The 12992-nt window shown below is 62.5% G+C and carries 10 protein-coding genes; 3 read left to right on the top strand and 7 right to left on the bottom strand.

What is annotated here, in order from left to right; genetic code table 11:
- Positions 1–24: 24 nt before the first annotated feature.
- Positions 25–963, bottom strand: coding sequence for an ABC transporter ATP-binding protein (locus GZ997_RS02560; RefSeq protein WP_162678725.1), 939 nt, complete (start codon positions 961–963; stop codon positions 25–27).
- A 323-nt stretch (positions 964–1286) separates the two neighbouring features.
- Here GZ997_RS02560 and GZ997_RS02555 point away from each other — a divergent pair, with 323 nt between their 5' ends.
- Both GZ997_RS02555 and GZ997_RS02550 read left to right on the top strand, forming a co-directional pair.
- The gene (locus GZ997_RS02555; RefSeq protein WP_162678724.1) at positions 1287–2258 is read left to right on the top strand and encodes a Bax inhibitor-1/YccA family protein; all 972 of its coding nucleotides are present in this window, start codon (positions 1287–1289) and stop codon (positions 2256–2258) included.
- A gap of 178 nt (positions 2259–2436) precedes the next feature.
- Complete coding sequence (locus tag GZ997_RS02550) at positions 2437–2844, top strand: FKBP-type peptidyl-prolyl cis-trans isomerase (RefSeq protein WP_161923602.1); 408 nt, start codon at positions 2437–2439, stop codon at positions 2842–2844.
- A gap of 329 nt (positions 2845–3173) precedes the next feature.
- Here GZ997_RS02550 and GZ997_RS02545 read toward each other — a convergent pair whose 3' ends face one another.
- Positions 3174–4691, bottom strand: coding sequence for an amidase family protein (locus tag GZ997_RS02545; protein WP_162678723.1), 1518 nt, complete (start codon positions 4689–4691; stop codon positions 3174–3176).
- Between the two features lie 141 nt (positions 4692–4832).
- Between GZ997_RS02545 and ilvD the strand changes: the two genes are divergently transcribed.
- Positions 4833–6728, top strand: a complete 1896-nt coding sequence (gene ilvD / locus GZ997_RS02540; protein WP_162678722.1) for a dihydroxy-acid dehydratase — start codon at positions 4833–4835, stop codon at positions 6726–6728.
- Positions 6729–6800: 72 nt separating this feature from the next.
- On the opposite strand, the gene GZ997_RS02535 is transcribed toward ilvD, so the two are convergent.
- The 5 genes from GZ997_RS02535 to GZ997_RS12995 form a co-directional block, all read right to left on the bottom strand.
- A complete protein-coding gene (locus GZ997_RS02535) occupies positions 6801–7916 on the bottom strand; it encodes a hypothetical protein (RefSeq protein WP_162678721.1) in 1116 nt (371 codons plus the stop codon).
- Entirely contained in the window at positions 7891–8586 is a 696-nt protein-coding gene (locus GZ997_RS02530; RefSeq protein ID WP_162678720.1) for an ATP-binding cassette domain-containing protein, read from the bottom strand. Before GZ997_RS02530 ends, GZ997_RS02535 begins: the two co-directional genes overlap by 26 nt.
- 515 nt (positions 8587–9101) lie before the next feature.
- Positions 9102–9947 carry a hypothetical protein gene (locus GZ997_RS02525; protein ID WP_162678719.1) on the bottom strand — a complete coding sequence of 282 codons (846 nt, stop codon included), beginning with the start codon at positions 9945–9947 and terminating at the stop codon, positions 9102–9104.
- A 954-nt stretch (positions 9948–10901) separates the two neighbouring features.
- Positions 10902–12305 (bottom strand): radical SAM protein, encoded by a 1404-nt coding sequence (locus GZ997_RS02520; RefSeq protein WP_162678718.1) that lies wholly within the window; start codon positions 12303–12305, stop codon positions 10902–10904.
- Positions 12306–12390: 85 nt separating this feature from the next.
- Positions 12391–12525, bottom strand: coding sequence for a subtilosin A family bacteriocin (locus GZ997_RS12995; protein ID WP_162678717.1), 135 nt, complete (start codon positions 12523–12525; stop codon positions 12391–12393).
- Between the last annotated feature and the right edge of the window lie 467 nt (positions 12526–12992).

The raw sequence follows: 12992 nt of genomic DNA, 5'->3' as shown, positions 1-12992 counted from the left end.
CGCGTACGGGCGGCGGAGTCGTCTTCAGGCGCGGGCGCTGGCCGGGGCGGGCGCCTGCTCTGATCCGGTGGTGTATTCGACGTCGTTGCCGGTCAGCTCCAGGTAGGCGTCCTCCAGGGAGGCGCGCTGGGTGGCCAGCTCGTGCAGCACGATGCCGTGGGCCGCGGCTATCTCGCCGATGCGGGTCGCGGGGGCCATCGTGGTGGTCAGCACTCCCGGCTCGGGGGTGGAGGTATCGATGCCGGCGGTGTTCAGCGCGGCCGCCAGGTCGGTGGCCTGCGGTGAGGCCACCCGGACGACGTCACTGGTTGCGGAGGCGATTACCTCGCCGACGGGCCCGGAGGTGAGGATGCGGCCCCGGCCGATGACCAGCAGGTGATCGGCGGTCTGGGCCATCTCGCTCATCAGGTGGGAGGAGATGAATACGGTGCGGCCCTGCCCAGCGAGGTGGCGGCAGGTGTCACGCACCCATTTCACGCCCTCGGGGTCCAGGCCGTTGACAGGCTCGTCAAAGATCAGCACCTGCGGGTCGCCCAGGAGGGCCGCGGCAATGCCTAGGCGCTGGCCCATACCCAGGCTGAAGCCCTTGACCCGCTTCTTGGCCACCGGGGTCAGCCCGGTCAGTTCCAGCACCTCGTCCACGCGGCGGGTGGGGATGCCGTTGGAGACGGCGAGCTGAGTCAGGTGGGCGCGGGCAGAGCGGGAACCATGCAGGCCCTTGGCATCCAGGAGCGCGCCGACCTGGCGCAGCGGGGCGGACAGCTCCTGGTAGGCGTGGCCGTTCACCTTCACCGACCCCTCGGTGGGCTTGTCCAGCCCCAGGATCAGGCGCATGGTGGTGGACTTGCCCGCCCCGTTGGGGCCCAGGAAGCCGGTTACGGTGCCTGGCTCAACGGTGAAGGAAATGTGGTCGACGGCGGTCTTGGAGCCGTAGCGCTTGGTGAGATCGACAGCTTCGATCAACAGGATCAACTCTTTCCGGGATTCTCGGTTGCGCGGCGGCTGTACCGGTGGGATACCGGTCGGCGCCCGAACAGCTCCAGGCTAGAAATGTCGCGCACGCCGTTTATCGGCCCGGTTGGGGAATCTGGGAGTCGCGACAGTGGGCTTGGCGGAGGAGCCGCGGTCCTCCTGGAGGATGAGTCGGCCTGAGCGCACGCCGGGTGACGTGCATCCCCGGCTCTGCAGCAGCGCCGCCGTCGGACCCGTGCGGGCGGCAGCGGTGCCGGGGATGCGGCCGCAGAACACACAGGACATCTTCAGGAAGATCGGGGACAATACTGGCGATGAGTAACCCGTACTTCTCTCACAGCCCCGTTTTCAACGGGAGCGCCGCTACGGCGTCGGCCCCGCAGCGCACCCCCAACGGCTACCCAACCATGCCGGGATATCAGCCCGGTCAGGCTGGCACGCAGGCCACCCAGGCCTACGGCCAGGCACCCGCCTACGGCTACCAGGCCGGCGGCCAGTACGGCCAGGCGCCCGCTTACGGCGGCGTTTCCCCGCAGCAGGTCTCTGACCTGGAGGCCCAGTACGGTGCGCCGTCGGCCACCAACGTGGACCGCGGCCGCATGACCTATGACGACGTCATCGTCCGTACCTTCGGCATCTTCGCGGTGATTCTCGCCGCCGGTGCCGTCAGCTGGATGCTGGCGGTCAACGAGGCCACCATGGGACTGGGCATGCTGGCGCTGATCGTTGGGGCGATCGGAGCCCTGGTCCTGGGCCTGGTCAACTCCTTCAAGCGCGAGCCCAGCCCCGCGCTGATCCTGACTTACGCCGTATTCGAGGGCACCATGCTGGGGGCCTTCTCAGGCGTAATGGAGATGATCTACCCGGGCATTGTGATGCAGGCGGTGCTCGCCTCGGCGACGACCTTCGGCGTAGTCCTGCTGGCATACAAGTTCGCGGGCTTCCGCCTGAGCTCGCGGGCGCAGCGTATTCTGCTGACCGTCATGGGCGGTTACCTGATCTTCAGCGTGGTGAACCTGGTGCTCAGTCTCACCGGCGTGGTGTCCGATCCGTGGGGTCTGCGCGGCGTCACGATCATGGGCCTGCCACTGGGGCTGATCATCGGACTGGTCGCGGTGGTCATGGCGGCCTTCAGCCTGACCATGGACTTTGAATTCGTTCAGCGCGGTGTCGAGCAGGGCCTGCCGACGCGGTACGCCTGGGCCGGAGCCTTCGGCCTGGTTGTCACCCTGGTGTGGCTGTACGTTGAGTTCGTGCGTATCCTCGCCATTTTGCGCGACAACTGACGGTGCGCTCGCGAATCTGACACTGGACGCCAACAGCGGCGTCGGCGGTGCCCGCGGTCCGGTTTCCGGTTCCGCGGGCACCGTCGCGTCTTGTACGTGGCGGGTCCGCTCCCGGCGTTGCCCAGCCCGGGTGTGCGGCTTTGGCTAATTCGTCCTCTCCTGCCGTAGCCTGTCCCGCATGATCAACATCAACATGCCCACTGTCTCCGGCGCCAAGGGCGCCAAGCCCACCCTGACCTTCCCCGGGCCGGAGGCCCCCGAGGGTCTGCAGGTGCAGGTGCTTGACGCCGGCGACGGCGCCGTCATTGAGTCCGGTGACACCGTCGTGTGCCACTACCTGGGCCAGGTTTGGAACGGGCGCGTCTTCGACAACTCCTACGACCGCGGTCAGCCGCTCAACTTCCAGGTCGGCGTCGGCATGGTCATCCGCGGTTGGGACGACGGGCTGGTTGGCCAGCGCGTCGGCAGCCGGGTGATCCTGTCCATCCCCTCTGAGCTCGGCTACGGCTCGCGCGGGGTGCCTCAGGCCGGCATCAAGGGCGGCGACACCCTGGTGTTCGTCACCGAGATCCTCGGCACCATGTGACACGGGCCTTCGCCAGTACTGACGCCTCGCGAACGTCGCTGACGTTGGGCGAGCTCTGGCCCTCGGGCCTTCCCCAGTACGGGCGCCTCGGACGCCGCATTGGCGGCCTTGGCACCGTGTGACACGGGCCTTTGCCTCCCGGCATGAGGCACGGAACCGTGCACTGGTACGAGCTTTTGTCCCCCGACACGAACTTTTGCACCCTGGTGTGCGGCAAAAAGGCGTACACCAGGGTGCAAAAGCTCGTAGTAGAAGGCAAAGGGTCGTAGTAGGGGCGGGGCGCGGCTGGCGGGGACGAGGTGGCGTCCTCCGGAGTGAGTCTCCGTCGCCTAGTGGGTATGCAGTTGCGCCGCCACCGCCAGTAGCAGATCCTCTCGTCCCGCGCGGGCCACGAGCTGTGCACCTACGGGGAGGCCGTGTGAGAACCCCGCCGGCACCGATAATGCCGGATGTCCCGAGACGTTGAAGATCGCAGTGTTGGAGATCGTCGGCGTCGAAGCGAGCATCGCCGACAGCCAGCTTTTACCGTGCAAGTCGTGCGCGGCGCCGGGCAGGTCTAGCAGGGTGGGCAGTAGCAGTAGGTCTGCCCGCCCGAAGGCGGCCTCGACGCCGTCGTGCACGCGCTTGGCCTGACTCAGCGCCGCGCGCACCACCGGTTGTGGAATGAGCGCGCCCAGACGCGCCGAGGTCCTGGTGCGCGACTCCAGACGGTCCGGGTGCTCAACCTGCTGCGCCTCGACGTGCATGCCGGCGAAGTACAGCGTCAGGAACGGTGCGGTCGGTACCGGCCAGGCCACCCGAGCCGGGCGCACATCATGGCCCAAGCCCTGTAGGGCGGCGGTGACGGAGCGCACAGACTGGGTGATGGCCGGCGTCGGGCGCGCACCCGGCATGACCGCATTGGATGCGGAGAGGATGCGTAGTCGAGGCGGTGGTGCGCTTACGGCGTCAATGAACTGCCGAGTAGGAGCGTCGAGCCGCCACCGATCCACCGGCTCATTACCGCTGACGACGTCCATGACCACGGCCAGGTCATGGGCAGTGCGGGTGATCGCGCCGAAGCTCGCCAGTCCGAACCAGTGCTCGTCCAGCGGTGCCGAACTGACCCTGCCGCGTGTCGGCTTCAGTCCCAGCACCCCGCAGGCCGAGGCCGGAATGCGTAGCGAGCCCCCGCCGTCGGCACCCATGGCTACCGGAACTGCGCCGGTGGCGACGGCGACCGCCGAGCCTGCCGAGGAGCCGCCGGGGGAGCGGGCAGGGTCCCAGGGGTTCAGACAGTCGCCGTGATACGCGGATTCTCCCACCGGGAACTGGCCGAACTCGGGCATGTTCGTGCGCCCGACGATGATGGCGCCCGCCTGCCGCAGCCGTCGGACGACGGCGCAGTCCGCCTGGGCGGGACTGCTATTGCCCCGGCCACCGACAGTGGTGACCTCCCCGGCGACGTCGTACTCCTCCTTGACCGCCACCGGTACTCCCGCTAGCGGTCCGGCTGCGCTCGGGCCGGCTGCCGCGATGCGCCGGTCGAGGACGTCGGCCTCCCGCAGGGCGGCTTCACGCCGCACCGCGGTGAAGGCATTGAGACCCGGGTCGAGTGCATCAATGCGTTCCAGCGCGACCTGGATCGTGGCCCGAGCGGTGATGTGTCCGGCGCTGACGGCATGGGCGATGTTGACGGCGTTGCGCGGAATGGTCGTGCGGCCTCCGTTGATCCGGTGCTCAAGAGTGTAGGGGGAGCGTTGTTTCGGCTCGGGCGGCTGGGGAGGGCATGGCGGCGGGGCAGGAGATGGGAGGCGTGAGGGGCGTGTGTCGTAATTCGGCAGGTGGATGCGAGGCTTTTCGCTCACCGGCGAGCGGAGGCGGCGTCGTCGGAACGTTGCAATGCCGCAGGAAACCGAGGGCTCGGTGAGTGAACACACAGGGACTGTCGACGCCGCTGACACTACGCTGTGGCCATTCGAAAATCGTCCGCATCCCAGGAGACGCTCATGCCCCGCTATCGCAGCGCTACCTCCACCACTGGCCGCAACATGGCCGGCGCCCGCGCCCTGTGGCGCGCCACCGGTGTCAAGGACTCGGACTTCGGCAAACCGATTATCGCCATCGCCAACTCCTTCACCGAGTTCGTTCCCGGGCACGTGGGCCTGCGGGATGTGGGCCGGGTGGTCGCCGAGCAGATCGAGGCCGCCGGCGGCATTGCCAAGGAGTTCAACACGATCGCCGTCGACGACGGCATCGCCATGGGGCACGATGGCATGCTCTACTCCCTGCCCAGCCGCGAACTGATCGCGGACTCGGTGGAGTACATGGCGAACGCCCACTGCGCCGACGCCCTGGTGTGCATCTCCAACTGTGACAAGATCACCCCCGGCATGCTCATGGCCTCGATGCGCCTGAACATCCCCACTATCTTTGTTTCCGGTGGTCCGATGGAGTCCGGCAAGATGGTGGCCGCCGACGGCACCACCCGCAAGCTCGACCTGATCGACGCCATGATGGACGCCGCCGACCCTACCGTCCCCGATGAGACCATTTCCGCCATTGAGCGCCTGGCCTGCCCCACTTGCGGCTCCTGCTCCGGCATGTTCACTGCCAACTCCATGAACTGCCTGACTGAGGCCCTGGGCCTGGCGCTGCCGACCAACGGATCGCTCCTGGCCACACACGCCGACCGCAAGGCCCTGTTCCAGGAGGCCGGCCGCCAGATCGTTCAGATCACCAAGGCCTACTACGAGGAGGACGACGCCTCCGTCCTGCCGCGCTCGATCGCCACCAAGGCCGCCTTCGAGAACGCCATGAGCCTGGACATCGCCATGGGCGGGTCCACCAACACGGTGCTGCACCTGCTTGCTGCCGCCCAGGAGGCGGAGGTCGACTTCAAGATGGCTGACATCGACCGGCTGTCCCGCAAGGTGCCCCACCTGTGCAAGGTGGCTCCCTCCACCAACGTCTTCCATATGGAGGACGTCCACCGTGCCGGCGGCATCATGGGCATCCTTGGGGAGCTGGACCGTGGCGGGCTGCTAGACACCGCCACTCGTACCGTGCTGCGCGGCACCCTGGCCGACGAACTCGACCAGTACGACATCGGCCGCCCCGGCGAGGACGGCGTGCGCGACCCGCAGGCGAGCCGTGTCGACGAGGCGATCCGCACCCGCTACCTGGCCGCACCCGCGGGCGTGCGCACCACTGAGATGTTCTCCCAGTCCTCCCGCTGGGAGGCACTGGACACTGATCGTGAGAACGGTGCCATCCGCGATGTCGCCCACGCCTACTCCGCCGACGGCGGGCTGGCGGTGCTGTTCGGGAACATCGCCGAGAAGGGCTGCATCGTCAAGACCGCCGGGGTGGATGCCTCGATCCTGACCTTCTCCGGGCCCGCCGTCGTCTTCGAGTCCCAGGATGAGGCGGTGGAGGGCATCCTCGGCGGCAAGGTGAAGGCCGGGGACGTCGTCATCATCTCCCACGAGGGGCCTCGCGGCGGCCCGGGCATGCAGGAGATGCTGTACCCGACCACCTACATCAAGTCCATGCACCTGGGCAAGGAGTGCGCGCTGCTCACCGACGGCCGCTTCTCCGGCGGTACCTCCGGGCTGTCCATCGGGCACGTCTCCCCGGAGGCCGCCGCGGGCGGGCTCATCGGACTGGTACGCACCGGCGACCGCATCGTCATCGACATCCCGAACCGCTCCATCGAGCTGGATGTGGACGAGGCGGAGATCGCCCGGCGTCGCGCCGAGGAGGAGGCTCGCGGGGAGGACGCGTGGACGCCGCACAACCCGCGTCCCCGCCACGTGTCCAAGGCGCTGCGAGCCTACGCCATGCTGGCCACCAGCGCCGACCTCGGCGCCGTCCGTGACCTTAGCCGGATCCGCGTTCGCTGACGCCTGTCGCATTCGGAACTAACGCAGCTGAGCGGGTGTGCGCGTCCCGCCGTCGTCGGGGGCCGCACCCGCTCAGCGTGTGAGCGCCCAGCACGCGGTGGAGAGCACGCAGGCGACGAGTGCGGGAACGTACTTGCGCGGGTGGCGGATAACTTCGCGCTCGGACTTCCAATCGAGCAGCGGCCAGCGCCATTCCATGAGGACGGCGGCCAGGGCCGCGGATGAAGCCGCGGTGACCACGAAGACGACGTCGCTGCCGAAGTGCGCGAGGGTTGGTTCGGGAGCGAAGACGGCGACGGCTCCGCAGGCCAGGTACAGGGCCGTGAGTTGGAGGGCGTAAACGCATAGCGTGCGCCACGTACGCGGACAGGTCTTGACCACGAGCCAGGTGCTCGGATGCCGGGAGAAGTAGGCGTTGAGCGGGGTGTTTTGCACCACCATGACGGCGCCGAGCGGCAGCGCGGCACCGTGGTTGTGGAGCATTGCGTTAAACATCCAGCCGAAGGCAACCAGCGCGGCGGTGTTGATCTGCGTCATTCGGGAGCTCGCCAACTCACCGAGTACGAGGCTGGAGACGTGCAGTCCGGCTCCTCGCCTTCGTGCGGCGTCTTCCACGATCTCGAAGCCGAGGAGGAAACAGACGGTGCCCTCGACGGCGAGCACCACGGCCGCAATGAGCGGATTGAGGACAATGCCAAGGACGATCCCGGCCGCCAATGCGATGAGCGCTCCCAGGCGATGGTGGCGCGTGGAGCCGCTCCAGAGCAGGAGGACCGGGGGCGCCATTCCGAGGGCGAGCAGAGTCACCGTGATGGCATCGGTCCACGTGATGCTTTGAGCCGTAGAGATGAACGCGATCACAGGTAGAACGACTTCAAGGAGCACCACCAGCGAACCGACGAGGTAGGCGGCGCGAGCCAGGTCCTTGGTGGCGATCGGGAAACGTGTCAGGCCCGGCCACCGCTCGCTGTGGACCCAGGTCCAGGCGATTGATGACATGGCTGCCGCCGTGGCCAGGAAGACCCCGGCGGAGGCGACCCGCAGGTTGACCACGACGCCCAGGTGCATGCCAACCCACGCCGCGACCGCCGTCAAGATCAGGCTGGACCATATGGTCCGTTTGCTGAGGAACTCGCCCGCCACGGCGCGAGCTGCCAGAGCGCTAGTTGACGAGGGCTGCGACAGCATCGGAATCCCCAGGAGTGTCGAAGGGGCCGCTGAGTCGGCCCGCGGAGAGTACGTAGAGCCGGGTGGTGCATCGGGTGAAGGACTCGGCGATGTGGGAGCTCAGTAATACCGCCTGTCCACGCTCGGCGGCAGCGACTATGCAGTGGTAGAGATATTCCGTTGCCGCGAAGTCGAGGAAGTCCACCGGCTCATCGAGGAACAAGATGTCGGCCGGCGTTTGGAAGGCGGCGATGAGCGCGGCCTTCTTTCGGGAGCCGCTGGACAGCTGCCCGAATGGGGTTGACCGATAGCCGCCGAAGTTGAAGCCGTCGATGAGTTCGTCGAGCAGCTGCGGGCGTTCTCGCCGCCCATAGGCACGGTCCAGGAAACGAATGAAGGTGTCCAAAGACCAGGTGGGGAACGAGGTGTCGTTGGTTAAGGCGAAATAGCGCTGCTGTTTGAATGCGGGCGTATCCGGTCTGCATGCGCGTTCGCGGTACCGCATGGACCGGAACTCGTAACCCCGGTGCGCGTCGCAGAGCGCCTTGAGCATGGTGGTTTTTCCGGCGCCGTTGACGCCCAGTAGCCCCACGGCCTCGCCCGCATCGAGTGTCAGCGAGACATCGGTCAGGACGGGGGCGGAGCGTTTGTACCACGCTCGTAGCCCCTCGACTTCAAAAAAATACTCCATGGATCGTCCTCCGATTCGGGTGAGATGGAGCTCCCGGTACATTGCATACGGGCTGGAAGACTATCTGCGGGTATTGGGGCAGCGAAAGCATGCGGACGCAATGAAAAGTAGCCCAACAACAAGTGCGACGACGCCCTCAAACACGTTTCCAATGCCGAATCCCAGCACCGCCGCAATAATAGCGATCACCCCTATCGCGCCTCGGAATAAGCGGCGAGAGCAGGAGTGCTCAGAAGAATCTAACGATGACATAAGCGGATCCTCATCCTGTCGAAGTGTAAATCGTGCAGTCAATATGGCGACCGTCTGACAAGATGCAAGCATCGCCGCTTAGCGTGGTGTTTGCGCCGAGCTCTACCATTGATGTGGCGGGCATGGATTCTTGGCCAAAACTGGAGCGAACCCAGGCGCCAACGCACGCCCAAGAGTATAACCCCGCTACCGCGAGTAGTCTACAATAAAACGATGCTAATTGTCAAACAGCTAGGCGAGCCTATAACAATACGAAATCGCAATCAACCGCCTCGTAAAAGAAACGCCTCGAAGCCTGTATTGATGGAATCCGCGTCAAGACCGAGATCGAGTACACGATCCATCTCCCTAATGAAGAATGCTGGCTGGGCAAGGAGAGCGTGGTAACGAGCCAATACCGCTTTCCTGAAATCAATACTTTCCCAACGAGGTACGATGCCACGCGGCAATGCGCATTCAAGACGATCGCGAATAAATCGCGTGACGCCGTTCGCACAAGCGCTACTATCCATGCGGCTGCGGCCCTCGACCTGACACGATGGCGGTATGCAAGCATTGACCTTAACTCGAGTAGAGAGCTCGCTGCCGAAATAAAGCTGCGTGGTAACTGCGCCTGATAGGCAAGCTTGCCGAAGAACTTGCGAAAGCTCCTGTGCGGCAGGTATCTCGGACCTGCTGGAATTACGCGTGCCGTAACTCGAACAACACATGTAAACATCATGGGGCGCTCGATGACGGTACTCTGCCTTAACCAAGGGCATTACGCAGTCGAACAGCTTATCGGTAATGTCGACGGCCGCGAAGTCAGCGTAGTTCGATAGGGAGGCCTCTTGCCGAGGCAATATTGAGAGAGTGATCCGACGAGCCGTTGTAACGCCGAATGCGACGACATTCTCTGCGCGAATTCTGTCACGATTCGCTTCCATGATACAGTGTTCTAATAAGTGCGCCTGCTCGACGCTCGTAATATTCTGAACGTCGATATGGATCCTACAAAGCCCGGATACCGGGCTCTGGCGTATGTAGGTCCGATTGTCGGAATAGGTCTCGAAATCAAAGTACTGAGTCATGGCTTGTCGCAGTAAATAGTAAATGGGTGTTTCGGCCACCGAAGTACTGTGTTACAGTCATCGACTGTTAGATCCCTGAATTCCGCCATGAAGCCCCTCGCTGAATCAAACTGAAGTTTCAATGTAGCGTTCTGAATTGCGCGGTCAAGTGAGCCTGCATAGCGCATGTCAACTTCGACGGCGGCACAGGCACGAAGAAATCCTTCTTGATCCAGAGGTGCGGTTGTTACCGAATGCACAGTTCTATGGCCGGCGAGGTGAGCAGCGGCCGGGACGAAAACTCCGAAGCACAAGGTGCAAGAGTCGCGAGAAAATGTGGACATGTATGAATATGCAGAACCAGACCGACGAAGGCATGCAATTTCTTCGGTAAAGTAGTCATTGCTCCAAAGTTGTGCTAATGTGAGGCATGCTAGATATGAGCGAAGTCCAAAAGACTCTGGCGCAACAAAACACGCTCCAACCAGGAAATCCTTGTCTCCTGCGTAACATTCTGTGTTTTCAAGTATATCTACATGCTGCCTAGCTTCGAATGGCCAATAGCTATGCCGCGTCAGTTCCGCAGGCCGACGGAAACATATTACGTCCTCAAAGGACGTTTCAAGCGTATGTTCGAGGTCGTCGTCGCTCGGCATTTCAAGGGAATGGCAGTCATACATCAGACGATCTGCGCACGTTACTACGTCGATAGTCACGCGCAGGTTTTCGGCGAGACCTTCCTTATGTTTTCGCATTAGGCAGTTTATATGTTGACAAAGCGAGTTGTGGATCGTCTCAGTCGCCTGGTATCCGGTTGTTGCGACGAACTCCCAATAACCATGTCTTACTGTTCCAGTAACGCCGTGGCTCGTAATTACTTGGTTACGGAATGCTTCGGAGTCAACATTGTTTGCTATCGCTCGGCAGGCATTGCGGAACCATAGTGCTTCACGATAGCCGCCGTGGACCGGTCTGGCGTAAACATAAGCGTTGTTGTATGACAGTATAGCGGAGTCAGTTGGCATCGTGAGGCCTCTTGCGGGAGATTGTGATCGGTTCCGGTTCTCGGCGTACTAACCCGACGAGTGCCTGAAGCTCGTTTTTCCGGATCCATGAGCAATATGCGTTCGCTGGTCGGTTTGCATTCACATTGAGACCCCGTAAATAGCAGTTGTGGCATTCGTAGAAATGATCGCAGTCGCGAGAACAGCCGTTCGCTTCAGATGGTGCGGGAATACTCTCGAGAGCCCGGTGTAAAGGAGTTTCCAGAATCGATGACAGACTGTCGTCTCTGACGTTCTTTAGCTTATTGCTTGTTGGGAATAGAGGACATGGGCGGACGGTGCCATCGGCGCCGATAGATACACTGCTGGTTCCGGCACCACAGTTTCGCCGCGTGTTACTCAACTCTTCACCCTTGAATATTGGTATGAGTCGCCGATATTTTTCAATCACCGTAGACACGTATTTCGAGTAACCCGGATCGAAGTTCGCTGATTGCTGCTTCTTGACGGCCTCGCCTCGCCCAAATCCTTCTACGAAATTGAAGCTGAACGCTCTCGCTCCGAGAGATATCGCGAGTTGGGCTAGTTCGTCAAGTTGCCACATATTGTCTTCTACAATTACTGACGACATCCTGACGAGGATTCCATTAGACGCTAGAGTGCGGATTGTCCTGGTCGATCGTTCGTATGCTGTACGGCCGCCACGCATGCGGTTATGTAAGTCCGGACGTGCGGAATCGATGGAGATGCTTACGGTAACTTGGCTACGGTGTTGCTTCAGGAGGTCTATGGCAGCCTGCGGGAAGACGGTTCCGTTGGTGAGGAGCCCGACGCTCGGAAAACGGTTGCAAGCGTATGCTAGGATTTCAATCGCGTACGGGTGGAGGAAAAACTCGCCACCGGTCAAGGACACGGCTACTACACCGTGTTCTTTGAAGTCGTCCAAGAGATCTGTAATCTCTTGGTAGTCAAGGCGGTCACGTTTGTCGGGGCCGGCGCATAGGTAGCAGAAGGAACATCGCAAATTACATGCGTTTGTCACCTCGATTGAGACGTGCGATGGGTAGATGTCATCGCCGGTACCGACGACGGTTAAGGGAATGTGGTTGGAGTGCCGACCGACTCTTAAGATTCCGCGTTCGATCATGTTGTCGACGAAGGCGGTGACCCAAGGGCGTGACTGTGTTTCGTCAAGAGCGTTTGAGTCGCAAAGTTCTTTGACGACTTCGTTGATGTTTCGGTTGCCATCGATGGCCTGCAGGATCAGCTTGCCGGCTAGATTGATTTCACACTTGATGTGGCCGAATACATTTCCTTCAGGGTTGTCAGCTATGAGCCAGTATCCGTCTCGATGCTGATGTAGGATTGTGTGTGTTGAGATTGTGATTGGCTCAGTCTGGGAGTTTATCGTCATGATTGCGTTCCTGTCAGGGAGTTGTGAGCGCGGCCCGAACTCGAGTCTCGTCAGACGTGAGTGATCGCTGGTGTCATGTGCGAAGCTAGAACGCGCCTGCGATGAGGGCCACTCCGACTACTTCGGCGTCCGGGAATGGTCCATCTGCGAGGCATCCTGCTCCGACTGCACAGAAGGAGCATTCCTTCCATTCGAGTACGGTTGCTGGTTCGATCGTCATGTCACACCTCCTCCGTATGGTGGAACGTGCAGAAATTCAGGGTTGGTCTGGCAGAGGTTCAGGCCGCGCTCGGTATCGAACGTATCGCTGTGTGGACATGTATGCAAGGAGTGTGTGGATTCAATTCAAGATTCGAGATGTTATGTGTTCGGATTGTGAGATATGGGTTGCGTTGTTGGGAGCCTGTTGGTGGTCAGCGTGGTTTAGCTTGCTCCTCGGTCGGTTCCCCTAATCGGCGATCACCATCCGCCCGCCACCACGGGTGACAACACCCCGGATCGTCGAATGATAGGCGCGGGACATCATGCCGACAGGGGCTGGCCTGACCCCGGACCACGTTGAACCACCAACAAGGTAACAAGGCTAGTGTCGGTTTCAGAGCGTGGTCACTCCCGGCACGCAGTTGCCGATGCCGTTGTCGACCGTCGGGCCGGGCGCTGGCCGTGCTTGCGGCAGCAAGCAGGGTG

The sequence above is a fragment of the Actinomyces sp. 565 genome, from assembly GCF_010365615.1.
Lineage (GTDB): Bacteria > Actinomycetota > Actinomycetes > Actinomycetales > Actinomycetaceae > Actinomyces.
This window is presented reverse-complemented; position numbering and strand designations above follow the sequence as displayed.

Bases quoted from the DNA above. Each gene is read 5' to 3' on its own strand.
- GZ997_RS12995 (WP_162678717.1), bottom strand. From the start codon at position 12,525: ATGACGATCGAACCAGCAACCGTACTCGAATGGAAGGAATGCTCCTTC.
- GZ997_RS02530 (WP_162678720.1), bottom strand. From the start codon at position 8,586: ATGGAGTATTTTTTTGAAGTCGAGGGGCTACGAGCGTGGTACAAACGC.
- ilvD (WP_162678722.1), top strand. From the start codon at position 4,833: ATGCCCCGCTATCGCAGCGCTACCTCCACCACTGGCCGCAACATGGCC.
- GZ997_RS02550 (WP_161923602.1), top strand. From the start codon at position 2,437: ATGATCAACATCAACATGCCCACTGTCTCCGGCGCCAAGGGCGCCAAG.
- GZ997_RS02520 (WP_162678718.1), bottom strand. From the start codon at position 12,305: ATGACGATAAACTCCCAGACTGAGCCAATCACAATCTCAACACACACA.
- GZ997_RS02535 (WP_162678721.1), bottom strand. From the start codon at position 7,916: ATGCTGTCGCAGCCCTCGTCAACTAGCGCTCTGGCAGCTCGCGCCGTG.
- GZ997_RS02555 (WP_162678724.1), top strand. From the start codon at position 1,287: ATGAGTAACCCGTACTTCTCTCACAGCCCCGTTTTCAACGGGAGCGCC.